At 40.0% G+C, this 26,643-nt stretch carries 29 protein-coding genes; 14 read left to right on the forward strand and 15 right to left on the reverse strand.

Translation table 11 applies throughout. The features are described 5' to 3' along the window. Nucleotides 1-112: 112 nt before the first annotated feature. Complete coding sequence (locus CSV72_RS11575) at nucleotides 113-427, forward strand: MGMT family protein (RefSeq protein ID WP_099678474.1); 315 nt, start codon at nucleotides 113-115, stop codon at nucleotides 425-427. Between the two features lie 224 nt (nucleotides 428-651). Here the strand turns inward: CSV72_RS11575 and CSV72_RS11580 are convergent, their stop codons facing one another. From CSV72_RS11580 to CSV72_RS11590, 3 genes are read right to left on the reverse strand one after another with little or no spacing between them, the layout of a single operon-like run. After that, nucleotides 652-1,389 (reverse strand): amino acid ABC transporter ATP-binding protein, encoded by a 738-nt coding sequence (locus CSV72_RS11580; RefSeq protein WP_099678475.1) that lies wholly within the window; start codon nucleotides 1,387-1,389, stop codon nucleotides 652-654. After that, on the reverse strand, nucleotides 1,386-2,102 hold the full coding sequence (locus CSV72_RS11585) for an amino acid ABC transporter permease (RefSeq protein WP_099678476.1): 717 nt from the start codon (nucleotides 2,100-2,102) through the stop codon (nucleotides 1,386-1,388). The genes CSV72_RS11580 and CSV72_RS11585 overlap by 4 nt, the downstream gene beginning before the upstream one ends. Beyond that, nucleotides 2,092-2,913: an amino acid ABC transporter substrate-binding protein gene (locus CSV72_RS11590; RefSeq protein WP_099678477.1), complete on the reverse strand. Its 822-nt coding sequence runs from the start codon at nucleotides 2,911-2,913 to the stop codon at nucleotides 2,092-2,094. The genes CSV72_RS11585 and CSV72_RS11590 overlap by 11 nt, the downstream gene beginning before the upstream one ends. A 235-nt stretch (nucleotides 2,914-3,148) precedes the next feature. Between CSV72_RS11590 and CSV72_RS11595 the strand changes: the two genes are divergently transcribed. After that, entirely contained in the window at nucleotides 3,149-4,660 is a 1,512-nt protein-coding gene (locus tag CSV72_RS11595) for an APC family permease (protein ID WP_099678478.1), read from the forward strand. A gap of 108 nt (nucleotides 4,661-4,768) precedes the next feature. Here the strand turns inward: CSV72_RS11595 and CSV72_RS11600 are convergent, their stop codons facing one another. Continuing rightward, nucleotides 4,769-6,214, reverse strand: coding sequence for a DASS family sodium-coupled anion symporter (locus tag CSV72_RS11600; RefSeq protein WP_099678503.1), 1,446 nt, complete (start codon nucleotides 6,212-6,214; stop codon nucleotides 4,769-4,771). Nucleotides 6,215-6,905: 691 nt separating this feature from the next. On the opposite strand from CSV72_RS11600, the gene nhaC reads away from it, so the two are divergent. Further along, nucleotides 6,906-8,285 carry a Na+/H+ antiporter NhaC gene (gene nhaC, locus CSV72_RS11605; protein ID WP_099634953.1) on the forward strand — a complete coding sequence of 460 codons (1,380 nt, stop codon included), beginning with the start codon at nucleotides 6,906-6,908 and terminating at the stop codon, nucleotides 8,283-8,285. A 6-nt stretch (nucleotides 8,286-8,291) separates the two neighbouring features. Here the strand turns inward: nhaC and CSV72_RS11610 are convergent, their stop codons facing one another. After that, nucleotides 8,292-9,242 carry a hypothetical protein gene (locus tag CSV72_RS11610; protein WP_099678479.1) on the reverse strand — a complete coding sequence of 317 codons (951 nt, stop codon included), beginning with the start codon at nucleotides 9,240-9,242 and terminating at the stop codon, nucleotides 8,292-8,294. 118 nt (nucleotides 9,243-9,360) lie between these two features. Here CSV72_RS11610 and CSV72_RS11615 point away from each other — a divergent pair, with 118 nt between their 5' ends. The 7 genes from CSV72_RS11615 (at nucleotide 9,361) to guaC (ending at nucleotide 15,173) form a co-directional block, all read left to right on the forward strand. Continuing rightward, entirely contained in the window at nucleotides 9,361-9,975 is a 615-nt protein-coding gene (locus CSV72_RS11615; RefSeq protein WP_099678480.1) for a DUF421 domain-containing protein, read from the forward strand. Between the two features lie 407 nt (nucleotides 9,976-10,382). Then, nucleotides 10,383-10,979 (forward strand): N-acetyltransferase, encoded by a 597-nt coding sequence (locus tag CSV72_RS11620; protein WP_099678481.1) that lies wholly within the window; start codon nucleotides 10,383-10,385, stop codon nucleotides 10,977-10,979. A 149-nt stretch (nucleotides 10,980-11,128) separates the two neighbouring features. After that, complete coding sequence (locus tag CSV72_RS11625) at nucleotides 11,129-12,229, forward strand: helix-turn-helix domain-containing protein (protein ID WP_099678482.1); 1,101 nt, start codon at nucleotides 11,129-11,131, stop codon at nucleotides 12,227-12,229. Continuing rightward, entirely contained in the window at nucleotides 12,226-12,453 is a 228-nt protein-coding gene (locus CSV72_RS11630) for a PLDc N-terminal domain-containing protein (protein WP_099678483.1), read from the forward strand. Before CSV72_RS11625 ends, CSV72_RS11630 begins: the two co-directional genes overlap by 4 nt. Then, on the forward strand, nucleotides 12,437-13,333 hold the full coding sequence (locus CSV72_RS11635; RefSeq protein ID WP_099678484.1) for an ABC transporter ATP-binding protein: 897 nt from the start codon (nucleotides 12,437-12,439) through the stop codon (nucleotides 13,331-13,333). The genes CSV72_RS11630 and CSV72_RS11635 overlap by 17 nt, the downstream gene beginning before the upstream one ends. Beyond that, nucleotides 13,330-14,094 carry an ABC transporter permease gene (locus CSV72_RS11640; RefSeq protein WP_099678485.1) on the forward strand — a complete coding sequence of 255 codons (765 nt, stop codon included), beginning with the start codon at nucleotides 13,330-13,332 and terminating at the stop codon, nucleotides 14,092-14,094. The genes CSV72_RS11635 and CSV72_RS11640 overlap by 4 nt, the downstream gene beginning before the upstream one ends. 95 nt (nucleotides 14,095-14,189) lie before the next feature. After that, nucleotides 14,190-15,173, forward strand: a complete 984-nt coding sequence (guaC, locus tag CSV72_RS11645; protein WP_099678486.1) for a GMP reductase — start codon at nucleotides 14,190-14,192, stop codon at nucleotides 15,171-15,173. An 88-nt stretch (nucleotides 15,174-15,261) separates the two neighbouring features. Here the strand turns inward: guaC and CSV72_RS11650 are convergent, their stop codons facing one another. Next, nucleotides 15,262-15,477: a hypothetical protein gene (locus tag CSV72_RS11650; protein WP_099678487.1), complete on the reverse strand. Its 216-nt coding sequence runs from the start codon at nucleotides 15,475-15,477 to the stop codon at nucleotides 15,262-15,264. Nucleotides 15,478-15,561: 84 nt separating this feature from the next. Continuing rightward, nucleotides 15,562-15,711 carry a hypothetical protein gene (locus tag CSV72_RS16760; RefSeq protein ID WP_158232205.1) on the reverse strand — a complete coding sequence of 50 codons (150 nt, stop codon included), beginning with the start codon at nucleotides 15,709-15,711 and terminating at the stop codon, nucleotides 15,562-15,564. Between the two features lie 616 nt (nucleotides 15,712-16,327). On the opposite strand from CSV72_RS16760, the gene ahpC reads away from it, so the two are divergent. Beyond that, nucleotides 16,328-16,897: an alkyl hydroperoxide reductase subunit C gene (gene ahpC, locus CSV72_RS11655; RefSeq protein ID WP_083034758.1), complete on the forward strand. Its 570-nt coding sequence runs from the start codon at nucleotides 16,328-16,330 to the stop codon at nucleotides 16,895-16,897. Between the two features lie 13 nt (nucleotides 16,898-16,910). Beyond that, nucleotides 16,911-18,449 carry an alkyl hydroperoxide reductase subunit F gene (gene ahpF / locus CSV72_RS11660; protein ID WP_099678488.1) on the forward strand — a complete coding sequence of 513 codons (1,539 nt, stop codon included), beginning with the start codon at nucleotides 16,911-16,913 and terminating at the stop codon, nucleotides 18,447-18,449. A 411-nt stretch (nucleotides 18,450-18,860) separates the two neighbouring features. Here ahpF and CSV72_RS11665 read toward each other — a convergent pair whose 3' ends face one another. Next, nucleotides 18,861-19,211: a hypothetical protein gene (locus tag CSV72_RS11665; RefSeq protein ID WP_099678489.1), complete on the reverse strand. Its 351-nt coding sequence runs from the start codon at nucleotides 19,209-19,211 to the stop codon at nucleotides 18,861-18,863. Nucleotides 19,212-19,553: 342 nt separating this feature from the next. Between CSV72_RS11665 and CSV72_RS11670 the strand changes: the two genes are divergently transcribed. Further along, nucleotides 19,554-20,117 (forward strand): cell wall hydrolase, encoded by a 564-nt coding sequence (locus tag CSV72_RS11670; protein ID WP_099678490.1) that lies wholly within the window; start codon nucleotides 19,554-19,556, stop codon nucleotides 20,115-20,117. A gap of 47 nt (nucleotides 20,118-20,164) precedes the next feature. Here CSV72_RS11670 and CSV72_RS11675 read toward each other — a convergent pair whose 3' ends face one another. After that, nucleotides 20,165-20,908 carry a hypothetical protein gene (locus CSV72_RS11675; RefSeq protein ID WP_099678491.1) on the reverse strand — a complete coding sequence of 248 codons (744 nt, stop codon included), beginning with the start codon at nucleotides 20,906-20,908 and terminating at the stop codon, nucleotides 20,165-20,167. 230 nt (nucleotides 20,909-21,138) lie between these two features. Here CSV72_RS11675 and CSV72_RS11680 point away from each other — a divergent pair, with 230 nt between their 5' ends. Continuing rightward, nucleotides 21,139-21,744, forward strand: a complete 606-nt coding sequence (locus tag CSV72_RS11680) for a recombinase family protein (RefSeq protein WP_099678492.1) — start codon at nucleotides 21,139-21,141, stop codon at nucleotides 21,742-21,744. Between the two features lie 133 nt (nucleotides 21,745-21,877). Here CSV72_RS11680 and CSV72_RS11685 read toward each other — a convergent pair whose 3' ends face one another. The 6 genes from CSV72_RS11685 to CSV72_RS11715 all read right to left on the reverse strand — a co-directional run bounded on the left by CSV72_RS11685 (nucleotide 21,878) and on the right by CSV72_RS11715 (nucleotide 26,445). Then, nucleotides 21,878-22,441 (reverse strand): hypothetical protein, encoded by a 564-nt coding sequence (locus tag CSV72_RS11685; protein ID WP_099678493.1) that lies wholly within the window; start codon nucleotides 22,439-22,441, stop codon nucleotides 21,878-21,880. Nucleotides 22,442-22,586: 145 nt separating this feature from the next. Further along, nucleotides 22,587-23,069 (reverse strand): hypothetical protein, encoded by a 483-nt coding sequence (locus CSV72_RS11690; RefSeq protein ID WP_099678494.1) that lies wholly within the window; start codon nucleotides 23,067-23,069, stop codon nucleotides 22,587-22,589. 232 nt (nucleotides 23,070-23,301) lie between these two features. Continuing rightward, the gene (locus tag CSV72_RS11695) at nucleotides 23,302-23,670 is read right to left on the reverse strand and encodes a hypothetical protein (RefSeq protein ID WP_099678495.1); all 369 of its coding nucleotides are present in this window, start codon (nucleotides 23,668-23,670) and stop codon (nucleotides 23,302-23,304) included. 151 nt (nucleotides 23,671-23,821) lie between these two features. Continuing rightward, a complete protein-coding gene (locus CSV72_RS11700; protein ID WP_158232206.1) occupies nucleotides 23,822-24,301 on the reverse strand; it encodes a hypothetical protein in 480 nt (159 codons plus the stop codon). A 122-nt stretch (nucleotides 24,302-24,423) separates the two neighbouring features. Further along, nucleotides 24,424-25,398, reverse strand: a complete 975-nt coding sequence (locus tag CSV72_RS11705; RefSeq protein ID WP_099678497.1) for a DUF4885 family protein — start codon at nucleotides 25,396-25,398, stop codon at nucleotides 24,424-24,426. Between the two features lie 507 nt (nucleotides 25,399-25,905). Further along, nucleotides 25,906-26,445: a hypothetical protein gene (locus CSV72_RS11715; protein ID WP_099678499.1), complete on the reverse strand. Its 540-nt coding sequence runs from the start codon at nucleotides 26,443-26,445 to the stop codon at nucleotides 25,906-25,908. Nucleotides 26,446-26,643 lie beyond the last annotated feature (198 nt).

Here is a 26,643-nt window from a genome sequence, read left to right on the forward strand (position 1 = left end):
TTCTATCTATACATAAATAATACCATATTGGCATTCAATGTCTTCTGAATAATGGCATAACCCGTCTCGATATTCTATGCTAGACTTTATTTAAAAGGAGGTTTTCACCACTATGGAAAAATTTACTGAACAGGCCATAGCCATTATTCAAGCAATTCCTCCAGGTCGGGTAATGACATACGGACAAGTAGCTGCAGAAGCCGGAAACCCTCGTGGCGCAAGACAAATCTCACGCATTTTACATTCGATGAGTGCTAAATATGAATTACCTTGGCATCGCATCATCAATGCACAAGGTGGAATTTCGACTCCCGAAAATGCAGAAGGTAAAGGCGAGACGCAACGTGAGCGATTGATCGCCGAAGGGGTTCAATTCAATGCAAACGGCCGCGTCTCACTCGATGCATATCGTTGGCATCCGGACTGAATAGGAAGTAGGTTATTGGGATTGAGCGGTGAAGACGTCTCCTTGAGCGCTCGTGCAAGCCGAATGAGCGCTCACAGGGATTCATAGAGCGGTTGCTGAGCTGCATTGAGCGGTTAAGGCAGAACTATGATCACTTAAACGAATTAATGAGCGCATAAGCTGATTTCCACTAAGCTCAACACAGAAAAACGCTTGGCATCTAATGTGCCAAGCGTTTTCTCAATCTATACTTGTAATAAACTTAAAAACTTCTTCGTTCGCTCATGCTTTGGATGGTTGAAGATCTCCGCTGGTGCACCACGTTCTACAATGACACCACCATCAATGAAAATCACTTCATCGGCCACTTCCTTAGCGAACCTCATTTCATGCGTTACGACAGCCATCGTCATACCTTCATGTGCTAGATCCTTCATGACTCGAAGTACTTCTCCGACAAGTTCAGGGTCTAGAGCGGAAGTCGGCTCATCGAACAACATGACTTTCGGATCCATCGCAAGTGCCCGCGCAATCGCAACACGCTGCTGCTGACCCCCTGAAAGTTGGAAAGGATGCTTGTCCTTATGATCAGCCAGTCCTACTTTATCTAGTAGCAGTTCTGCCTTCTTCACGGCTTCCTTACGTGATAATCCTTTGACTGTAGTGAGTCCTTCCGTCACATTACCTGTTGTTGTCAGGTGCGGAAATAGGTTATAGCTCTGAAATACCATTCCTGTCAATCGTCGAAAAGCACCGATAGCTTTTTTCGAAACCGATGAATTAAAGTCTAGCTTCTGGCCATCTATAGACAGTACGCCACCATTCGGTGTTTCGAGCACATTCAAACAACGTAACAACGTGGATTTACCAGAACCTGATGGGCCGATAATCACGACCACTTTTCCTTGCTCGATTTCTAAATCTACATTTTTCAGTACTTCTTGCGATCCGAAAGACTTTTTCAATCCTTGTATAGAAATCATGATAATCCCCCTGACTTACCGACAACACGATCAAGGCGTATTTCAATTCTACCTTGGATGATCGACAAGATGAAACAAATCACCCAATAAACAAGAGCCGCCATAGTATAGACGAATAAGAACTCATAGTTCATAGAGGCAATTTCTTGCGCCCGTCTAAATGTCTCAGCTACTAAAATTGTAGCTGCAAGCGAAGTATCTTTCACCAGTCCAATAAAGGAATTTGAAAGAGGTGGTACGGAAACTCTGGCAGCTTGTGGCAAAACAATCTTCCGCAATGCTTGCGAGTAGTTCATACCAATGGAATATGCTGCTTCCCACTGTCCTTTAGGAATGGACAATATAGCCGCTCGAATGATTTCCGAGGCATAGGCACCGACATTTAATGAAAATCCTATGATTGCAGACGGGAAAGGATCAATGGTGATACCAATTGTCGGTAACCCGTAGAATATGATAAATAGTTGTACAAGCAAAGGCGTTCCTCGGATGATCGATACATACACCCGCGCGATGGCTCGCAATAATTTATTAGATGAAATTCTCGCTAATGCAGTAAAGATTGCAATGATCAATCCAATACTAAATGCGATGATTGCCAAGGGGATCGTATACTTAATAGCCCCTTCAATCAATGGCCCGATGGACGTTGATGCGATTTCCTGGAATCTCTGTATCCGTTCGGGACTTAGTGCAATCGTATTAAGATACATCTTCGCCGAACCATTTTTCGGAGATCGTCTTCAATGTACCATCTTCACGCATCGCATCCAACGCTTTGTTTACTTCTTCTATTAAGTCTTCATTGTCTTGTCTGAATAAAAAGGCGCTCTCTGATTTATTGTCTTCAGAGATTTCTTCTTCCTCAACTACTTTGATAGGCGCATCAGGTTTTTGCTTCAAGTAATCGAGTGCAGAAAGTTTATCATTGTACGTACCATCTACTCGTTTTGAAACGACTAAGTCGACGCCTTGGTTGAATCCGTCGATTTTTATAATTTCCGCACCATTAGCTTTTGCAAGTTCTCCATAGTTACTTGTCAATGTTTGCGCAGCTTTCTTTCCTTCCATTCCATCAAACGCGATATCTGCGTCTTCACGAATGACTAAGACAGAGTTCGAATGCGTATAGGCTTGAGAGAATTCATACTTCGCTTTGCGTTCTTCATTTACACCTACCTGGTTAGCAATCATGTCAAATCGTTTCGCATCTAATCCTGCGAAAACAGCATCCCACTGTGTTTCAAAAAACTTTGCTTCCACGCCTAAACGTTTAGCAACTTCTTGTGTAACTTCCACATCATACCCTGTGAGCTTTCCTGATTCATCATGAAAAGAGAAAGGTGCGTATGTTCCTTCCGTTCCTACGTTGAGCACTCCGTTTGCAAGAACTTCTTCTAGCAGACCGTCTTGCTCTGCCGGTTTTTCAGCGGAGTCGTTGGGCTTACTTTCTTCTTTACCACCACATGCTACCAATACAGCAGCCAATAAAACGATCATAAATGGTAGAAGTACTTTCTTCATCTATAAAACCCCACTATTCTTATAAGTATTTGTTGTTTAGAATCATAAAAGATTGTATAGACTCTGTCAACATGTAAAGCTTGCATCATATGTTATTACACTATACAGAATCCAACGTCAAAACTAAATACTTCTGTCTTACGATAGTAAAATAATAATATGGTGCCTGATACGTTTCAAATGACTAAAGAAGGGGCATACAATCGCTATACTACTAACTTAGGGGTTGGATCGCATGGATCAAGGATCTGAAAATGCACGAAGGAAATTAAATAAAACATTAAAACCATCATGGGTGTTTGCTATCGCACTCGGCTCATCTGTTGGTTGGGGAGCGTTCATCTTACCAGGTGATTGGATTCAATCTTCAGGACCATTAGGCGCAGTCATCGGGTTAGGAATCGGTGCACTCGTGATGATGATCATCGCCTCCAGTTACGGTGTCATGATCAAGAAGTTTCCAGTTTCCGGAGGCGGATTTACATATGCTTTTATAGCAGCAGGCAAAATATGGGCGTTCATTTGCGGTTGGTTTTTGTCACTTGGATATATATCAATCGTTGCATTGAATGCTTCTGCACTCACTTTATTATTGAAGTTTTTAGCACCCGGATTTATGAAACAAGGATTTCTATATAACGTCGCAGGTTGGGACGTGTACATACCAGAAATTATTGTCGCCAGTTTACTGATTTTAGCATTTGCGTTTATTAACACGACCGGTACAAGTATTTCAGGTCAAATTCAATTTTATTTCAGCGTCTTGCTTGTTGCCGGTGTCATCGTACTTGGTATCTTCACATTCGCTGGAGCTGAGCAACCGCTTGCCAATTTGCAACCATTGTTTAAAGGGAATCAGTCGATTATTACTTCTATACTTGTAGTATTGGCCATTGCACCATGGGCATACGTCGGATTCGATAATGTCCCACAAGCCGCGGAAGAATTCAACTTCTCTCCCCGTAAAGCAACTATGCTAATTGTTGCTTCCCTATTCACTTCTTTCATCATCTATGCCATCATGATCGGTTTAACTAGCTGGACATATCCTGCATCGGCTAATATTGGAAGCGGTGATTTATGGGTAACTGGTGATGTGGTCCGATCCGCATTAGGAGTTGGTGGATTAGCTGTGATGGCAGTAGCGATTATCATGGGAATCTTCACTGGTTTGAATGGATTCTTCATGTCCTCGAGTCGTTTATTATTCTCTATGGCGCGCGCACGGGCATTACCGAACTTCTTCCGTGAGATGACGGCAAACCAAACACCTAAATGGGGAATCTGGTTCGTAGCATTAATTACTTTGCCGACACCATGGTTCGGTCGCCAAGCATTGACATGGATTGTTGATATGTCTTCAACCGGCGTATCTGTAGCCTACTTCTTCACTTGTCTCGCAGCATTTAAAGTACTGGCTTGGGGTAAAGAAGAAATAGGTCGCGAAATTGCACCTTTGAAAAAGTTTTTGGCATTACTAGGCATGGTGGCAAGCGGATCGTTCTTGGCATTACTACTTGTGCCAAATTCTCCAGCAGCACTTACAACGCCTTCTTACTTACTATTACTGGCTTGGACAATCGTCGGTGTGATCTTCTACCTGGCTATTCGCAAGCGGTACAACAGCCTGACACAAGATGAAACGGAGTATTACATTTTAGGAAAATCCATCGACTCAGAAGTAATGGATGCGGCGACTGTAGAACCAGATACCGATCTGCCTGTTCCAGAAGCTACTCGTTCATAAACATACTAAATAAAAGGACCGCCACAATTCTACACTTCTTGTGGCGGTCCTTTCTTTACAGTAAAAAAGCAGAGACGATAGCGGCCTCTGCTTTCATTATGTCTAGTCTTATAGAAGTCCAATCCACTGCCAGTAAGTCGCACTGAGTAGCAAGATTAGCAAGTAACCAATAATCGTTAGCGGAACACCTGTCTTCAGGAAGTCCTTCACCGAGAAAGCACCGGTTCCATATGCCAACATGTTCTGTGGAGCACTAACAGGCAACAAGAATCCGAAACTGATGACGAACTGCTGAATCAAGACAAATCCGACTTCATTAACATCAAGTGAAATCGTTGTGGCCAATGCAATAAATATCGGGATCAGTGCAGATGACAAACTCGTCGCACTGGCAAACCCGAGGTGAATCAAAATATTAAACAGTGACAGTAAAGCAATAGTTGCGAGCAATGGCATAGTATCCAAGCCCATTGCGCCAAACACTTTATCAGACAGCCACTGCGCACCTGTTGTATCTAGTAATAGTGTACCCATTGAGATACCTACCGCGAAGACGACGATTGTCCCCCACGGAATCATTTGCTGAACAGTTTTCCAATCGAATACACCAATCTTCGGTGTCAGTAAAATCGCAATAGCGACAATGGTGACAGTCGTTGTATCAAATGGGTGTAATTTTTCTTCTGTTGCCCATAAGAAAAGTAAAGCGACTGCGACGACTATCAAGCGTAGTTCGGAAGCTTTGATTTTGCCTAGTTCTTTTAATTGACCCTGAATCAATTCCTTACCGCCTTCTACTACTTGTGTTTCCGGTTTAATAACTAATTTCATGATGAAGAATAAAGCGATCGACATGAGAATAGACCAGGGAGCTGCATACAAGAACCAAGAACTCCATGCGACGGATACACCAAACTCTTTCTCGATAAAGCCAAGTGCGACCATATTCTGTGCAGCACCGGTCTTAATACCAACGTTCCAGATCGAAACAGATTGAACAGCCGTGATGACGAGCAATGCTCCTAGTCGACTGTTTGTCGGCAATCCGAATGCAGCTACCATACCAAGCAAAATCGGTACGACCGCTCCGGCACGTGCGGTTGCACTTGGTACGAAAAACGCCAAGACAATCGATACGACGATGGAACCAAAGATAATAGCACCCGTCTTAACGCCAACTTTCGACAGTATGAAAAGTGCCAATCGCTTATGTAGATTCGTCGTCTGCATGGCGGTTGCGAGGAACAATGCCGCTGCCACTAATGCTACAGCAGGACTCGAGAATCCGGCCAATGCCATTCTTAAGGCGTTTTTCGTTCCAAGCAGTTCCTCAGGGTTTTCCATATTTGGCGCGAGGCCGAGAAGTACTGCAGCTAATCCAAGGATCATGGCTGCGCTGACAGGATACGGTACGGCTTCAGTCACCCATAAAATTACCGCGAATGCTAGGATGGCTAGTGCTCTTTGTCCCATGACAGGTAGATCTGCGGGGTTAGGAAGTAAAACGATGGTTATGAGTGCAACGAATGCCAAGAGTATCCACAATCCATTCAGATTACGTTTCTGCTTCTCTGGCTGAGGAGCAGCTTCTTGTGTTGTTGTCACAAATATTCATTCCTCTCTATATATAGTTATATTTTAATAATACCCTAAATAATTTACAAATAACTATGTACGCGAAATATGTCGGAAAAAGAATGTGCAAGTAAAACGACAGGTTGCCGTTACACTGCGTTCTAGTCTGACACAGTGAGCCAATTTGACGCTACATATTCTCTTAACGCTTCGCTTTTGTTGGCAAAATCCTTTTTTAGTATTCTCTCTCGCTCCCTTTGGTTGTCTCTACTATCGCACTAATCGCCAACTAGTCGACTTTCAATACCTCAGTACGCACTTACTTGCTATCCCTGAAACGATACATTTGTATCAGAACGCGAGCTTTATACACTAAAAAAACTGTCATCAGAAGTAGATCACTTCTAAGAACAGCCGAATACTTGTAATACTTTCTATCGCTTTACACTTTTCGGCGTGGAAATAATCTGTCTACTCCTCTATTGACTTATCTTTCTGACGTGATAAAATTCAAAACGATAACTATTTATATAAGTAAAGAGCAATCTATTATATAATGAATCAATATCTTCCATATTTTATTCGCAACAGCAAAGAGACAGAGCGGAGTACTCCTTCGTCCTTTAAGGGGATGACAGGAGTTTTTCTACATTTACAGGAGGTCATGAGCATGTTTCCAATTAAGGCGATTCACTCGCCAACCGTAAAAGCGTCGGTCATACTGACTGTACTAATCGTGGCAATGATCAGTGCTAGCATTATAGTATTCGATTCTGTACCACATGTACCTATTTTATTTGCTATTCTTTTATTATTTGGCTACGGATTATGGAAGAAAATTTCTTACAAAGAGTTGGAACGCGGTTTAGTGGAAGGTGCAAGTTCTGGTATGAGCGCGGTGTTCTTGTTCTTCTTCATCGGAGTTCTCGTGAGCAGCTGGATGATGGGTGGAACGATTCCAACCCTGATCTATGCTGGACTGCAAATCATTACGCCAACGTTTTTCTATGCCATCGTGTTCATTGTCACAGCCATTATCGGCTTATCTGTCGGTAGTTCATTGACAACTGTCGCTACGATAGGTGTAGCGTTCATTAGTATGGCGCATATTTTGGAGCTTTCTTTGCCTATTGCGGCAGGCGCGATTGTCTCGGGCGCATTTTTTGGGGATAAGATGTCACCGTTGTCTGATACAACCAACTTAGCCTCTTCGATTGTCGGTGTAGACTTATTTGAACATATACGCAATATGGGATGGACAACATTTCCCGCGTTCTTCATCTCACTCATCTTATTTGGTGTGTTATCGCCTAATGTAACATCAAGTGATTTTACGACAATCGAGAAATACAGTGATGCACTAATTGGTACCAACTTAATACATTGGTATACGTTGATCCCTGTAGCCGTGCTGATCATTTTAACATTCGTCAAAGTACCAGCAATTTTGACGCTGGCTGTCAGTGCATTGTCTGCTATTATCGTTGCCTACATCCATACATTTTATGGAGCATCCGAAGTATTAAGTATTCTATTTAGTGGTTATGAAGGATCCACAGGCGTTGCAGTCGTGGATGAATTACTGTCTCGCAGTGACGGAATGGAAGGCATGATGTTCACAATCTCGCTTGTGTTGCTCGCACTTAGTATGGGCGGTATGCTGTTTACTTTAGGTATTGTGCAGTGCTTACTTGCTAAAATCGAAAGCGCGTTACGTAAAGTGTCGTCAGTTATTTTGACGTCTGCACTTACTGCAATCGGCATTAACGTTTTGATCGGTGAACAGTATTTATCTATCTTATTAACCGGCCAGGCCTTCCAATCTAGCTACGAAAAGGTTGGACTGGCAAATAAAAACTTGAGCCGTGTAATGGAAGATGCCGGGACCGTCATTAATCCTCTTGTTCCATGGAGTGTCGCAGGGATTTTCATCACCACTGTGCTTGATGTACCAACGATTGCTTATTTACCCTTTGCGTTCTTCTGCTTATTGAGCCCGATTTTGACTGTGCTTTTTGGCTATTTAGGGAAGACGCTGACACGCATTTAATTAACGTTACGACATGATAATATCATCTTGCTGCTGATCAAGTCGCCGGATTTCTTCTTCTAAAGCTGCACGTTTTCTTGCAAGTCGGTCCTGTATACGACGGACGTCTTGCATGACTGCGTGTAGCTTCTTTTTACCGTCTGTAATTCGTGTATGGACCATCCAGTCAGAGAATATATTATCGAAAAACACATCTGTGAATGTAAAGATATCATTTTTATTTACTTGGAAAGAATCTGTCGCAGCATCTTGCACATCCATCAATTCCGTCTCATAATGACGTAATGCCCGTTGCGCTTGATGAACATGATCATCCGAACTATTGATTTCGGAATACTTTAATGCGGAGACAAAAATGCCTCCTCCTAAAAATGTATCCCACATCGATATCCCTTCGGCTGAATCCAATTTCTTCATTGCACCTGCCAACGCGTAGTCCGCCTTTTCCCCCGCTTCAAACGCTTCACCTATTTCACGCAACATAGAATAGACACGCACACGATCGTCCGAAATCTTCTGGAGCGTTTGATTGGCAACAGAATCATTCAAACGAATCCATGACTCTTTTTCCTTCAAGAAGTATTCCCAATCCTCAGCAATATGCATATAGTCCGGTTTCTCCAGTTCATTACGCAAATCTTCTACTTCTATAGTTAGATCTAGTACGTTCTTTTCTGCTTCATTATATTGCAATTCGACTTCTGCGGCTTCTTCCATCTCCTTTTTCACCTTTTCATCCCATCTACCTGTCCATTCACTGATTTTGTTCGCAAATGAAAACTTGCCAAGCTTCACAACATCCTGCTGTTCTTTCGTCAACTGGCGGTGAAGTTGATCACGTTTTTGTTTCATAGTGATTAGTTTTTCGCTCGTCTGCTCTAAACGTTTCATCAAACGTCGCTGATTCACTCGTTTTTCCTGTAGACTATTTTGTCGCATCTGAATATCTTGCTTCATGTTGATCACTCCTTTATTCATATACGGAAATGTATTAAATAAGGATTCATAATTTTCATGCATATTATATAGTATTTATCTCATATTAAAGTTAAATGCATGAAAAGACGTGAGCATAATGGAATTCGATTCAATTTGGAAAGCGGTACTCATTATTGTGGCAGGCATTATTCTGTTACATATTTCTGGCCGCAAGTCCATTTCACAAATGACAGTTGGCCAAACCGTTTTGATGATTGCGGTCGGCACATTATTGATTCAGCCTGTAGCAAGCAAAAGTCTATGGCAAACCCTATTCCTTTCATTTATTTTAGTACTGACACTTTTTACATTTGAACTATTCGCGTTGAAGTGGAATTTCTTTGAAGGTATTTTACGTGGAAGATCTAAAGTGGTGATTGAAAATGGCATCCTTAAAATATCTACAATGAAAAAACTACGCTTAACCGTGGATGAATTGGAAATGCATTTGCGGCAAAGTGGGATTGAAAGAATTGATGATGTGAAATGGGCGACTATCGAAATGAGTGGACAGCTCGGTTATGTCTTGATTGATCGCAAGCAATATGCAACAAAGGAGGACATTGCTAGACTCCAGCTGACGTTAGAACAAATGAGCAAAAAACTAGAACTTGATATTCCATTCACACCTAAAACTACGCCAATCAACGAGAGTTCTAATCTGTTCACAGAAATAGAACAACCCACTCCAGTTCCTAAACCTCTTGAATAAAAGTTTAATACGCACGTTAAAAGGGGAAGTAACTTATAACAACTCCAAAATCGAGAGGAAGAAGCATATATGATAAGAGTTATAAAAAAATTAATAAAATGGGGAATGGTGTTATATCCTGTCGCAAAAACCGTAATGAATGAAAAGAAGAAAAAAGAGGCGTATTCAGGCAGTAAAGGCCGTAGGTAAAACATAAATAACCGATACCAACTATTCACTAGGTATCGGTTTTTTATATATTATAATGAAAAAGTAAAATTTATTTTATAAAATAGGTTTATTTATTACTAAAATAAGTGTATACTAAGTGTGAGGATTTTTTTCTGACCTCTTTTTTCCTCACATTGTTTGATCACCAAACAAAAAGCTCCAGGTACATTCATTACCTATGGAGGAGAATTTAACAAATGCATTGGTACAACAAATTGAAAGAGTATTTTCCAATTGAAGAGATGAAGTCACAGGAACATATGGAGACATTACTGAATGACAAAGGCAATGTCTACTATAAGGAAGAAGGGCCAAAGCACGTATTGATGTACGTGGAAACGGAGGACTTCGTTTTTGTAGACTATCTTTTCGTATCTTCAGCCGCACGTGGTGAAGGGTTAGGAAAAAAACTGCTGGATTCGTTGAAAACCAAGAAAAAAACGATCTTACTGGAAGTTGAACCAGTAGACGAATCCGAACCAGATACTGAGAAACGACTGAAGTTCTATGCACGTGAAAAATTTACGCACGCACAGAAAATCGGCTATAACCGTCGTTCATTAGCTACTGGCGAACAGACTATCCTCGAAATTCTATACTGGGCACCCCCGCAGTCATCACAAGCGGATGAACAAGATGTATTCAACGCGATGAAAACAACCTACGAAGAAATTCATACCTACAAAGACCAAGATTTCTATGGAGATTCATACGATTCCACTGACAAAGTTCTGCAATATCAAGCGAAACCAAAAAAGAATATTTTAGAAGCTTTCGAATCAGTAAGCGTATGACGTGAAACCGGTCTTTCATAGACCGGCTTTTTTATGTACTAATACATAATATCTTGTTAGTTGACTCCCCTTCTAAATAATCGCCTAACAGTTGATTGAATCAACAATCATTTAACCTTACACTGAATATATGAGAAAGGTGTGAGGATATGTTGCAAATAGGAACTGTGATTCTACAACAACGAAAGCGACTTCAAATTACTCAAGATACACTGGCTTCATATTGCCAAGTATCGAAAGCCTCGGTGTCGAAATGGGAAAAAGGATTAAGCTACCCTGATATCACACTGTTGCCGAAAATCGCCTCATATTTCGAATTAACCGTCGATGAACTGCTTGGCTATGAAAGACAGCTTTCTAAAGAAGCCATCCAACACTACTACTATGAATTCGCATCCCGTTTTGGTAAAGAATCTTTTGAATCGGTTTTTATTGATGTAGAAGAACAAGTGAAATTGTACTACCACGATCCTGCATTCCTACTACAGATGAGTATATTGCTGATCAATCATCATATGTTGAGCAGTGATAGTCCCTCTATTTTACAGAAAACCAATCATTTGTTGGAGCGCATTCGACAAGTAAGTGAAGATGTATGGATTTTGCGTCAAGCAAACTCCTTACTGGCAACAATTTCGCTTATGCAATCAAATCCTGAAACTACATTGGAATTATTAGACGGAGTAATTAAACCGAGTATCGGAGACGAGATTTTGCTGGCCACCGCTCACGAACAACTTGGTGATCAAGAAGAAGCGATGCGCGTCATCCAAGTCATGATGTATCAAAATGTTATTCAACTTGTCGGCAGTAGCCCACTCTATTTACGACTTTCCGCTTCCAATAAACAAGTATTTGATGAAACAATCCACCGAATTGAAGGTTTAATTGAGTTATATTCAATGCGGGCACTTCATCCAAATGTGTGCTTACAATTTTATTTTAGCGCAGCGCAATGTGCAGCCCTTTCATCTAACCGGTCGTTACTATATGCATACTTAGAGAAGTTTGTGGATGTATGTGTTCATCATCTATTTCCTCTTTCACTACGCGGTGATGAATACTTCGACTTGCTGGAAGGTTGGCTAAAACAATTGGATTTAGGCGCAAATGCACTGCGCAATAATGAAATCATTAAGCAATCCATCCTAGAGTCAATGGATGCGCCATTCTTTGAGACATTTAAACAAGACGACGAGATGCAGGAGTTACGACAACGATTACGCTTTGGATTGGAGGGAAGCTCATGAATAACGACATAGCTTTACTTATGGAGTATCTACCGTTTTTAATTCCTCTTATTATTTTGCAACTGGGATTGGCCATTTACTCCGCTATACATGTCATTCGCCATCCCCATTACCGCTTTGGTAATCAAGTGATGTGGCTGTTGATTGTGTTATTAATGCAATTTATCGGACCATTAATCTATTTCGTTTTTGGAAGAGGTGATCACGATGGTCGTACAAATTAATGGTGTCACGAAGCGTTTCGGAGATCATGAAGTACTGAAAGATATACATCTCACTATTCCTGAGCATACCGTTTTCGGATTTGTCGGTGCAAATGGTTCCGGCAAAACGACACTGATGAAATGCATGCTAGGTTTATTACCACTCAATGCAGGTTCCATTACTATTGCAGGTGAACCGGTAACCTTTGGCGAGACCCAGTCCAATCAATATGTTGGATATTTGCCGGACGTTCCTGAATTTTATCCCTTCTATAATGCAACGCAGTATTTGGAGTTATGTGCAGTCATTACGAATATGACGAAAACAGAACAACAAGGACGGATCCATGAACTATTGGATTTGGTCGGATTAGCCGACACGACTTCACTTGTTAGCACGTATTCGAGAGGAATGAAACAGCGACTTGGAATCGCACAAGCACTACTAAACCGCCCTAAATTGTTGATTTGTGATGAACCTACTTCTGCTTTGGATCCGGCTGGACGTGCGCAAATTCTTTCCATTTTACACAAGGCGAAAGAGGAAACAACTGTTTTCTTCTCCACACATATCGTTTCGGACGCTGAACAAATCTGTGATCACGTCGCGATGTTGCATGAAGGGACCATTATATTTCAGGATGAACTGGCGAATTTAAAACAACAAATTACAGGTCAATTCACTTTCACATTTACGATACCTGTAACAGAAGTATATGAACGATTGAAAAACACCCGATTTAAAGTGAAGATTGACAGCGAGAAATTAGTTGTAAACTTACCTGATGAAAGTACTCAATTGGCATTCATGCAAGAACTCACTACCCAGAAGATTCCTATACAATCGATGCAGCCCAAAACCCGTTTGCTTGAGCAACTCGTATTGGAGGTGCTCGGATGAATCAGTGGCTTGGTTTTTTAAAGAAAGAATGGTTTGAAAGTGTCAAGACGTATAAGTTAATGCTTGTCCTAGTCATTTTCTCGATTCTCGGGATACTAAATCCATTTACAGCAAAAATCACTCCGGTGGTATTAGAGAACTTCATGCCTGAAGGTACATTTGTCAATCTACCTGAACCTACCGCACTTGATTCTTGGCTACAGTTCTATAAAAACGTTCCACAAATGGGATTGATCGTGTTTATTCTATTATTCAGTACGCTGATGTCGAAGGAACTGGAAAAAGGTACGCTTGTAATTTTGCTAACGAAAGGATTACGTCGCAGTACCGTAATTACAGCAAAATTCTTTATGGCTCTTTGCTATTGGACACTAGCTATCACGCTATCATTCACCATCACCTATGCTTACACTGCTTATTATTGGGATCAAAGCCAACTGCAACATTTACTATTTGCAGCTAGTTGCCTGTATGTATTCGGTATACTCTTACTGGCGATTACCTTATGGGGAAACACCTTATTCGCTACCCCCTATGGCGGAACACTTTTCACTTTATTAGTCGTGATTGCATTATTTATTGCAGCTATATTTCCTAATTCTGCCAATTGGAATCCTCTTGAATTACTAACAGCTACGACACAGCTATTAACCGGTGAACTAACACCTTCAGACTTATGGTTTCCTTACACTATCACTTTGCTTACAACCATTTTAGTCGTATGGCTGACTATGTCCCATTTCAAAAGAAAACTACTTTGAAAGCGTTGACAACGAATAAAAAATCATGTAAATTACAAAAGGACGAACAATCCAATGATTTTATATGAAAACATTCGTTTATAGAGGTGATTGTAATGGAAACCGTATTTGACTATGAAGATATTCAGCTAGTTCCAGCAAAATGTGTGGTAGAAAGCCGCTCTGAATGTGATACATCCGTTATGTTAGGTGGTCATACGTTCCGTTTACCCGTCGTTCCTGCCAATATGCAGACGATTATTGATGAACAGATTGCGATTCAATTAGCAGAAGAAGGCTATTTCTATATTATGCATCGATTCAAACCTGAAACGCGTGTAGATTTTATTAAAGATATGCACGCCCGCGGTTTAATAGCTTCAATAAGTGTTGGGGTAAAAGAAGAAGAGTATGGATTCGTTGAGCAACTTGCGATTGACGCACACGTTCCTGAATTCATCACAATCGACATTGCACACGGTCACTCCAATCAAGTGATCCGCATGATCCAACACATCAAAAAGCATTTACCGATGAGCTTTGTCATTGCTGGTAATGTAGGCACACCTGAAGCTGTCCGTGAACTTGAAAACGCTGGTGCCGATGCGACAAAAGTCGGGATTGGGCCAGGTAAAGTCTGTATTACGAAGATCAAAACAGGATTTGGAACAGGTGGTTGGCAACTTGCGGCTGTTCGCTTATGCGCGAAAGCTGCTTCCAAACCAATCATTGCGGACGGCGGAATCCGTACACATGGCGACATCGCAAAATCTGTGCGCTTCGGTGCAAGTATGGTCATGGTAGGCTCTTTATTTGCCGGTCACGAAGAATCTCCTGGACAGACTGTGGAACAAGATGGTCTGTTGTATAAAGAATACTTCGGTTCAGCTTCTGAATTCCAAAAAGGTGAAAAGAAGAATGTAGAGGGCAAGAAAATGTTCGTGGAATATAAAGGTCCGTTGAAAGATACGTTGATTGAAATGGAACAAGATCTTCAGTCTGCTATCTCCTATTCGGGCGGCAAGACACTGAGTTCCATACGCAATGTAGATTATGTTATTGTGAAGAACTCGATTTTTAATGGTGATAAAGTATTTTAACGAAGTATAACCGGTTAGAGACTATTCTCTAACCGGTTTTTTACGTTGTAGTGTAATTATACTGAACATAGAGGTCATTGAGGTGTTTTTAAGAATTATATCCAAACGAAACTGCAAACACGAACGCAAATATGGATAAGGCAATGATGATTGAACAGATTATCGTTATGATCAGGATTAAGCTTTTGGGCATATCAGAACGGTTTTTCCAAATAGCTATAAGTAAAAACATGTTGACTAATAGAATGATTAAAAAAATAGAAAGAAGCATGTAACGCTCTTTAATTACAAACCATACATCCATTGCGTATACTCCTTTCTGATAACTTTTAACTTAACAGACTGTTTCTCTGAATGCATAGGTGAAGAACCTATACGCCAGATAGTATTAGTAACGGAATAGTGGTTGAAACCCGTTGATCTGCGCTACAGCCGGAAGCACATGTGTCGACGTAATCATTAAATAGTTGCTCGCTATGATCAAGACCATTGTTCCAGCCCATGTCCTAAAATCATGAGCATTTGTTAATCCAATCACCCCAAAAAAGCCGCTATAAAACCTTAAATTCAATTTCGATTCATGTAATGACCCTTCTCAATCATTTGTAAATTATAAAGCTTAGGAGAACACTGTTTAACAGTATATTCCAGAGCCTTATCCTTCCGTGACATAGAAAAATCTATGAGTTTTCTCTAGGACCAGTCTAACAATTTGCTGCGGAACCCTAGAAAGCATTTAGTCATTCAATTAAATCACTACGTTACAGTAAAATGTAACGTAAATCCACAACGGTCTTGTCTGGATTCCACACAAAGTCTCTTACATTAACACGCCCCGCAGTTGTACAGATTAGTTCTTCAACCATAACTTAACTTGTCCGATTTGGTTTATCCATAGATTGCTCAGTTTAATCCCTTCCACTGCTTTCGAGCCAACTGGTAATCATTCAATTTAATTGAGAATAAAGGAGAATTCGGGTCGTATACTATCATCTCCCCGGATAATATATAATGACATTTTACTAGACAGAATCAATATGGTTGACAACTCTTCAGGTTTATATAATAATGATTGTGTAATTAGAATTATTATATTCTATAACTTGAACATGTGACTGTATCAGTCATCTAAAACACTTTAGGAGGAATCATTCATGTCAATGATCGGAAAGCAAATCGAAGAGTTTACAGCAAACGCGTACAACAGTGGTAACGGGGAATTCATCGAAGTAACCCAGGAAAACTTTAAGGGCAAATGGAGCGTAGTCTGCTTCTACCCGGCTGACTTCACATTTGTCTGCCCTACTGAACTCGAAGACCTTCAGAACCAATACGAAACATTGAAAGGCCTCGATACAGAAGTATACTCCGTTTCAACGGACACACACTTCACACACAAAGCGTGGCACGACCACTCAGATGCTATCAGCAGCTTGCGCTACATCATGGTCGGTGACCCTTCACAGAAAATCTCTCGTATTTTCGACGTGCTAGACGAAGAAGCGGGTCTTGCACAGCGCGGTACATTTATCATCGATCCGGACGGCGTCGTGCAGGCAGCAGAAATCAACGCAGACGGAATCGGCCGTGACGCAAGCGTTTTGGTCAATAAAATCAAAGCAGCACAATATGTCCGCAACAATCCGGGCGAAGTATGTCCGGCTAAATGGCAGGAAGGCAGCGAAACACTGAAGCCAAGCCTGGATCTTGTAGGTAAAATTTAAGGAGACGGTTTATATGTTAGATGCGAATATTAAAGCGCAGTTAGCCCAATATCTCGAGATGATGGAAAAGGAAGTCCAGCTAAAGATTAGCGCGGGCTCTGGCAAAGTAGCACAGGACATGCAGGAGCTAGTGGATGAACTGGCTTCCATGTCTTCTCTCATCAAAGTAGAAAAAGCAGAATTGGAAAGAACTCCAAGTTTCAGCATCAACCGCCCTGGCGAAGATACCGGCATTGTATTTGCCGGTATTCCGCTTGGTCACGAATTCACCTCACTCGTCCTAGCTTTGCTCCATGTGAGCGGCAGAGCGCCTAAAGTCGATGATCAGGTGATCGAGCAAGTGAAGAACATAGAAGGAACGCATCACTTTGAATCCTATATCAGCCTGAGCTGTCAGAACTGTCCGGAAGTCGTACAGGCGCTGAACATCATGAGCGTACTGAATCCGAATATCACACATACGATGATCGACGGAGCAGCCTTTAAGGATGAAGTGGAAAGCAAAAACATCATGGCGGTTCCGACCGTATACTTAAACGGCGAACCATTCACGAGCGGCCGCAAAACAATCGAGGAAATCCTTGTGGAAATGGGAAGCGGACTGGATGCATCCGACTTCGAAGACAAAGACCCATTCGATGTGCTCGTTGTCGGCGGCGGGCCTGCCGGCGCAAGCGCAGCGATCTACGCTGCCCGCAAAGGGATCCGCACAGGCATCGTCGCTGATCGTTTCGGCGGCCAGATCTTGGATACCGCAGCGATTGAGAACTTCATCAGCGTCAACCGCACGGAAGGACCGAAACTTGCGGCAAGCCTTGAAGAACACGTGAAAGAATACGATATCGATATCATGAACCTGCAGACGGCGAAACGTCTAGAGAAAAAGGATCTCATTGAAATCGAACTAGAAAACGGCGCAGTTCTCAAAAGCAAGACTGTGATCTTGTCGACGGGAGCGCGCTGGCGCAACATTGGCGTGCCAGGCGAAGCCGAATTCCGCAACAAAGGCGTTGCCTACTGCCCGCACTGCGACGGTCCTTTGTTTGAAGGCAAGGACGTGGCAGTAGTCGGCGGCGGAAACTCCGGTATCGAAGCAGCGATTGACCTGGCAGGTATCGTAAATCATGTCACCGTGCTCGAGTTTGCACCAGAACTCAAAGCGGACGCGGTCTTGCAGGAACGCTTGAACAGCCTGCCGAACGCGAAGGTGCTGACGAACGTCCAAACGAAGGAAATCACCGGCACTGATAAAGTCAACGGCGTCACGTATACAGACCGTGATTCCGGTGAGGAGCATCATATCGAACTGAACGGCATATTCATTCAGATCGGACTCGTGCCGAACACGGACTGGCTCGGTGATTCAGTCGAACGCAACCGCTTCGGTGAGATTGTGGTCGATAAAAAAGGCGCAACGAACGTACCCGGCGTATTTGCGGCGGGCGACTGCTCGGACAGCCCGTACAAGCAGATCATCATCTCCATGGGCTCCGGCGCCACCGCTTCCCTCAGCGCGTTCGATTATCTCGTACGCAGTAAAGTGGAAGTCTAATAATGAAAAGATGCAGGAAGGCTATACGCCCTTCTGCATCTTTTTTTGCATTTTGCTCTTACGAATTAGCAGAAACCAGCAACGCCAGCAAACCGACCATGCCGATTGCTGCGATAAACTTCTTCCACAATCGCACCCATAGGTCGGACAATGGTTTGAAGCCGTTGATCTGCGTTGCAGCCGGACGCGTTCCGGAGGGCGGGCGGTGAACCACACCCCTTCGCTTCGCTCGCTGGGTGTTTCACCTGTCAATGCAAAGATGTGCTCCTTTCCGCTACGCTTCACTCGCAAAAGCCGTTCTTCGTTACGGCTCTCGCTGATCCTCCCGGAGTCGCCGGCTTCCACTCCGATCAACTGAGCGAGTGCGAATAAGCTTCTTCCACAATCGCACCCATTAGTTGAAGAACAACCCTATTCGCCAACTTGGAGCAAGTACCTTTTTTCTTTCCCATCATACTCAACAATCAAAATATCTCTTCTTTCTTTTAAGGAAAATATCTTTGCACCAACCGGTAATTTATTTGCCATCCCTTCAGATATTTCTCCTATTTGTTCAACTTTCGATAATTCTTCCTCTTCAATCCAATCTACATCCGTTTTATAAACTGATCCATCAAATTCAAAGATGTCTGCATCTGGATTTAGTTCTAATACTTGTTTCTCACTTAACATACCACCTAAATTTTGTCCTGGACTTACATTACAGCCAATCAAAATTATAGTAACGCAGAGCAGTATGACAATAGTAGGGAGTAATCGCATAAGTACCTCCTATGAATACGATAAGGACCTCTTAACAATAATCCTGGCCCGATTGCGATATAGTCGCAATCGCTTATAAAGCAATCGCGCTCGTTTGCTACATTGCCTCAATCCACTTCAATAATTTAATTGTATTAGACTGTCTTATGAATTATCGAATTTCGTTTGCTATTATTCAAAAACAACAATCAAACCATATTTTAAGATAAAATGAAAAGAATGCGTTTTTTAAAAATATACTAGGTCAAAAATACTGTTTCTAACAAACGGTATTTTTTCAAAAGGATTTCCAGAAAATTTTGTCGAATAGTACAAGCATCTGATAAATCAGGAGGAGAGACCATGAAAAAAATAGTATCGATAGGCATTCTCTATTGTATAATTTTTATGTCAGTTAACTTTGGATCACCGACTTCAGCTTCAGCCGCAGGCACTTGTTTAACTGATAAAACCGGGTTAACAGAATTTAATGACCTTGGGAATGTTGATGTAGTAGCACGTCTAATATATTCAGAAGCAATGGGTGAATCTTTGAACGGCAAACGGGCAGTTTATTATGTTGTAAGTAATAGAGTGAGCAAGAATCTCCCCGTATTTGGTGGTGGTAGTTATAAATCGGTAGTACTTAAACCAGGAGAATTTCAGGGTATGACAACCCAATTTGCACGTTGTCCTGATACTAGTTCACAGGCCTGGAAAGACAGCCTATCTATTGCAAATAATCCGGGTTCCAATCCAATTGGGAAAACCTTATGGTTTAACACAAACGCAACATACAAATCGCGCGCTATAAATATTTCAACTTCAACAGAAAGCTATACCTTTAATAATGGACAATCTTATTCTAAGGTAGTTGAAAAAGTAGTTCTAGGTAAACATACATTTTTCCGCGTTTCGCCATATTAATCATCATAAGAGCACCTTACCGATTTGGGTAGGGTGCTTTTAAATTTTTAAATTTTTTCTTTAACGAATATTACATTTTTAACTTGATACATTCCATCTTTGAATAGATATGTAACGTGAAAGCTACCTATATACCCTCCAACTGGGGAAATTTGTGCACCTATAATAGCAACCAGTTCATTATTCAAAACATCAAAGCTAACTAAGTTTCCTGTGACAATGTTTGAAAATAAGTTTTTAGGGTCAATACCCAAATCACTAACTTTAATACTTATTTTTTCATTGGCTATATTAATAGTGGCTTCAGATTTATTTAATTGTGTTTTCACGTTTTTCAAAATTGCGGTCATGGGATTATCTACAATAATCTCCTTGTAAACCAAACCTGCATTGGTCTTAGTCTCATGAAGTACATGAACATCTTGATCAATAATCCCGGTTCCATACCCTTTTGTTAATACAATAATTAGCTCTTTCTTTCCATCTTGATTAATGTCGTTATAAAAAATTTTTGGCCAATAAGACTTGTTGGATACATTTTTCCAGCCTGGGAAATACTGTGTAACTCCATTTGATTCAAGTCTAAAATTTTCTAAATAATCTTCTCTTTCGGTAGCATATAAAGTCAAATTCTCATTTGGTAGTTTTCCTACGACTATTTCAACAGTTTTATTATTTTCATTATGCATTAAATTCCCCTCATAACTCAGGTCTTTATTAAAAGCTTTGATTCCTAATGGGGCTACTAATACAAAGAAAATTATAAAGGTCCCAAATAAAATCTTTTTCATAACCGTTCTCCTCCAATTTTTTAACTTAGCATGTCTGAATTACACCCTTTATATGCATCATAATGTAATATGGTAAAAAATAAGTAAGTGCATAACACCCCTTTTTCTATTGCCAGCTTACATTATATGTTCACTTAAAGTATACTTAAAATGAACAACCTTTTTTTATTGGTTTTGCTGACTTTGCGACTGTTCATTTTAGGTTGTTCATTAAAGGAGTGACAGAAATCATGAAAATAGGATATGTCCGAGTAAGTACCCAAAGACAAAATGTTAATCGGCAAATAGAGAAGTTAAAAGAGTTTGGTTGCGAAGAAATATTTATTGATAAGCGTACTGGGGCTAATTTTGACCGAGAAGAATATCGAAAAATGAAAGCTATGTTGAGGAAAAAAGATATAGTTGCCTTTGCTGAATTTGACCGTTTGGGACGCAACAAGGAGGAAATCGACAAAGAGTGGAATGAGTTCATTGATAGAGGGATTGATATAGTCGTTCTTAATATGCCGATCCTGGACACTCGCAATAATACAGAAGGACTTTCTAAAGTCATGCTAGGCATTACCAAAGATATTTTAGGCTACATGGCAGAACAAGAGCGTATAAACCTACTAGAGCGACAGAGACAAGGGATTGAGATTGCTAAGAGAGAAGGACGTTATAAAGGCAGACCAATCAAATACAGCCCACAAGCAACCGGAAAAGATAAACTGATTTATGATACTGTCATTGAGAAATTGAAACAAGGTGAAACAGTATCGCAAATTTCTAGGGAAACAGACCTTTCACGAAATACGATTTACAAAATTAAAAATAAATATGAGGTGGAAGCTTAGGTTAATAAAAAAAATCTGTTTGGAGCAACGTTTGCTCAAAACAGATTCTTTTTTAAGTTCAATATATAAAGCCATGAGTTTTCACCTTTTATTATCTACTATCCAACAAACGCCCCCGATTAAAGAAGAAGTTTTATTCAACTGAAGATAATTCTTTAGAAAGTCCGTTGTCTTCGCCATACTCAAACTTGCCGATCTTTCCTTTTTCCTTAGTAGAAAATAGAACGACTCCCGATACATTGGCTGTCTTGTCTTTCTCACCATTTTTTGAATAACGGACAGTTGCAGTGAATGTATATCTGTTGGAGTCTTTTTCAGGTTGTTCAACGACTGTGTCTTCCAAATTTAATTCATAACCAGAGAACTCAGCCATAGTCGGATAAACTAGCCCTGACACTGAAAAAAATGGAACTAGATAGTCTTCTGTAAAATAGTCTCCATATACTTCCGTAATGTACTTATCGAACTCCTCATTGACTTCCTTACCATCCACGACCTTTGTGTAATCAGGATTAAGAAGCAATTCCATCATCTTTTCGTCAGGACTGTTGAACTGAAGCTTTAGGACTTTTTCGACAATACCTAGATTAGGATCACTTGCATCAGCATTTGAACAAGCAGCGAGTAATCCCCCAGTAAGAAGCAACATAAAACCAATAAATGAAACTTTGAATAATTGCACATTTTTATATGACATAATATTTCCCTCCCCCACCTTATTTACGTAATTCGTTTCTATATAGATTCAATTGTCATTACAAATCATTTTTTTACTAATCCATTTGTACCGTTTGGTGCATTGTCCTTATCACGCAAACGCCCCCGATAATTGAGGAAATAGATTATTCAATTACCTTGATTTTCGAAACCGGTATTTTAATTTGAGTTCCGACTACATCATCTGAATCCAAGGAAATATCAGCAATCGCTTCAAATTCATACGTGCCTGGCTTTAAATTAAGCCTTTCTAAACCTTCAAATTTTACACTATGAGGCTCGTCTCGAACGAGTGCTGTTGTTAATAATGGCTGGGTCATAGCACTTTCATATTCAAAATTACCGTCTTGTTGGAAAATATTGAAGAAAAAAATACTTCCACCATGATATATATCTATTTCATCCGCTTCACCGACATAAGTAATCGCGGCAAACACATTAAGATCATCTTCAACATCGATTGAAACCTTGAAATCATCTACCTGCTTTGACTCATGCGTGTTTTTTGGTTTACCACTTACATTTTCTTTTTCGTTTTTTGATTGTTCTTCTCCACAACCTGCCATGATGAAAATCAATGCGATGAGTAAAGATAGTAATTTCTTCATTATCATCCCTCCTATCGCATTAGACGTCAATTTTATAGTTTAGTTACAAGACACTTGTATAACAATCATCTGGCCCGATTGCTTAATGGGTGAAAATTCTAATTTCAGAATTGCGCCCTATTGCTTGAGAGAGTATTGATACAAATAGAACTTGAAGAAAAATTTCTGCTGATATTAATGTGTATTATAAAGCAGTCATCTCCCTACATATAAATTTATTTTGTTCGAAGACTCAATATACGCGATCAATATTAATATCTTTTTTTCCAGGGCCACATTCTTTTAATTTGATTGTACCGAAGTTATCTTCTCCAATCCACTCTTCGTCTATTCTTTTACACTTCATAACCATTCTGAATCCACCAAGTCTGTTAAATCTTTCAACTCGGATACCTGATTCCTCTCGAAACAGTTGATATATAGCTGGTTTGATTGAGGTTGTAAATTTCACCTCATCAATTTCACCTGTAATAAAGGATCCAACAGATCCATTGGATACATCTGAAAAATGGGGATTATTCATGAAAGACCTAACTATTAGTGCTATTGTGAATACTGCTAAAATTATAATCACCAGTCGGGTTATTTTCTTGCTCGTCATTTCTCTTCCTCCGATTGTTTGGAGTTACGATACCGATTGTTAAATACATTAATTCACAAAATGGCCCTATTATTGCATAACCTTGTTCGGTTAATGCGCCCTATTTCGGTAGATAAAAATACGGTATAAATTAAACCGCTTATATCAATCTTTATTCTTTAATCGGTATACTTGTTTCTGTGCTGCCCTGAGTAATAACTACTTTTTCCATATTTTTATCGCCTTGAATGACAAAAGTTCTCGGCGTTGCATCTGAAGTACATTCACCCTCAGATTCTGTCAAAAGAACCTGCAAAGTTTTACTATCAGAATCAACTTTAATGCTTTTTTCAGTGTATGGACAACTGCCAGACTCTTGAACACCAATGAAGTAAACATTCTTCTTATCAAAGTCTACATCCGGCATATCATCTTCCATTTCATAAATGTTCCAAGCAACTTCAAAGTCAGATTCATCACTAACCATTTTCACCCAATAAGTATATACTGGTGCTTCCTTTCTTTGAAAAGCAAATTCGTGAATGTGAGAAGGTAAACTTTTTTCACTTGCTATCAATTCGAAATTGACTTGGTCAATTTTTTTCGACTGAATTTCTTTTGAATCATTACTACATCCTAATGAAAGTAACATTACCGAAAATACTGTCAATATTAAATATATGAAATTCGATTTCATTATGGTTTCACCGCCTTTAGAAAGTTGACGGATTATAGTTAGATAAGTTACATAAATTGGCCCGATTGCAGAATACTTTATTTAATATCCCCTGTGCCATAATTCTTCTTTTGTCCAATGTCATGTAGAGAACCATTTTCATAGTCAATAGACAAAATTAAGTCTGGAATCGAATCAAAACCATTTTTTGCGAGTTCATGCAATTGAGAACCGTAATGTGAAGCTGCAATGTTGGCATGTTTTGCTGTATACGGATTTTTGAGGAGTTGTTCTTTGTATATCTCAAAAATATCAGTACCGTCTTCTGTTATAAATTTACCGTCAACAATCTCCAAGTCTTTTAAATTATACCCTGTTACTGTTTTTATTTGATTAACAAGACGAAACTTTTCAAGGCTTTTAGGTGTGAATAGGGTAGAATCGTCGGATCTGCTTTTCATTATGTGGAAAAATAATTCTCTTGCATTGTTATCTGTATTTAGTAAATTTTCCAGTTGATTCGCAAGAGCTTCATCTTTTGATTCATTGACTGTTAGCTTGAAATTGTTAGGATCAATTGTAAATCGCAAATTTGTATTAAGGGGAATATTAATTCCGTTTGTTGAAAATAAATCATGTAATTGTCCATTAACTTTTTGTCGATTAAATACTTTTCGCTCTACGCTTTCTTGCGTCGGATCGTATGACTGTTCATTACGAAAAGCAGAGTCATTAAAGTTATATTGACCTCCAGTTCCACTATTTGCCCAGCCCATTTCCATGCTGTAAGCAGCATTTCTTTCTTTTTGAGTCAGGTCACTTCTGAAATAAGGAGAATCTTTGTTTCGATATTTATCAAATATATGGTTATGTGGATTTTCAAATCGTTTGTTTTGCTCATTGATTTTACTATACTTTTCGTCCAGTATTTTCATTCGACGGTCAGATTCAGTTGTCATATCATTCGTGCTTTGAATAGCAGACTTCGGAGCGCTTTCCGAAGAGTCATTTTTAACAGTTCGCTGATTCAAAGTGTTATAAGGAACCGATACATATGTAGAATTGATCTTCATTTTGAAACCTCCTCACATAAAAATATGTGTTTAAGATATATATCGGAAATAGAAAGGTAAATTCAAACATCTATGCAGCAAAATGGCCCTATTCTGGAACACAGCTATGCTGCAAACGCGCCCTTCGTTTGCTTTAACAGTTCCCACTAAAATTCACGCTTCTGTTTTAGTATCTATCTCTCTTTTTCTAACGTCAGAAATTGTCTTTACGGCCACAATAAAAAAGAGAGCGATAAACCCCACTTTGAATCCTATTGCCCAATTCCATATGAAAGCCGAGAAAACGACTCCAAATGTTAATGCTATATGGTATAGAAATTTATAAGACCTTTTCGAAAAAATGTCTATTACAAAAAACATAATGAATAGAATCATGAAGATATTTCTTAAAACTTCAAACAGAGTGTTCCAATCCATCTTTTAACCTCGTTTCACAAAATGGCCCGTTTGATACGTAACGATTATTTAGTTAACAAACCCAATTGCGGATTTTTAATTTGATTTAATTTAATCAAACGGTATGGTCGTTTCTAATCCGCTAGCGATAATACTTACATTCTCTAATTTTTCGGATGTCTTCTTATCCATCTTAATTACAAATGTCCTCGGCGATTCATCGGCTGTGCAATTCCCGTCTGGTGACAATAAAGATATTAACAAGGTTTTGCTTTCCGAGTTGGATTCAATATCTTTTATTTCGTAGGGACAACTTCCAGACTCTTGAAGACCAACAAAAACAACATCCTCATTGCCAAAATCAGCGCTAGGTTTTTCATTTTCGAATCCATACAGTTCCCAAACGTCTTCGTATTCAGATTGATTTTCAACTTTTTTCACTAAATAACTAAAAAGTGGTGTTTCCTTTCTTTTGAACGCAATATCATCAAAGTTCAAAGGCAAGTTTTTAGCGTTTGCTATTAATTCAAATTCGGTTGCTTTGCTATTGTTATCAGCTAAATTAACGGTTGCTTTTTCTTTTGACCCACATCCCAATAATAAGGTGCCGACCAAGAAAGCAATCATAAACAAAAAATAGTTTTTCTTCATTCCTGCGTCCCTCCCTTAAACCGTTAGACGAATTAGAACAGTAATCGTTACAAATTTATTCGGTTAAAGTTGGCAATAGGTAAGCATTTGATGCTATCTCCAGCTTTTCCCCTGCTCCACACCGAACGTGCTAGTTTCCCAGCATTCGGCGCTCCATCTAACGATGGATACTAGATTATAAGTTCTTCGTTACCTGTT

It is taken from the genome of Sporosarcina sp. P20a (assembly GCF_002743175.1).
Classification (GTDB): Bacteria; Bacillota; Bacilli; order Bacillales_A; family Planococcaceae; genus Sporosarcina.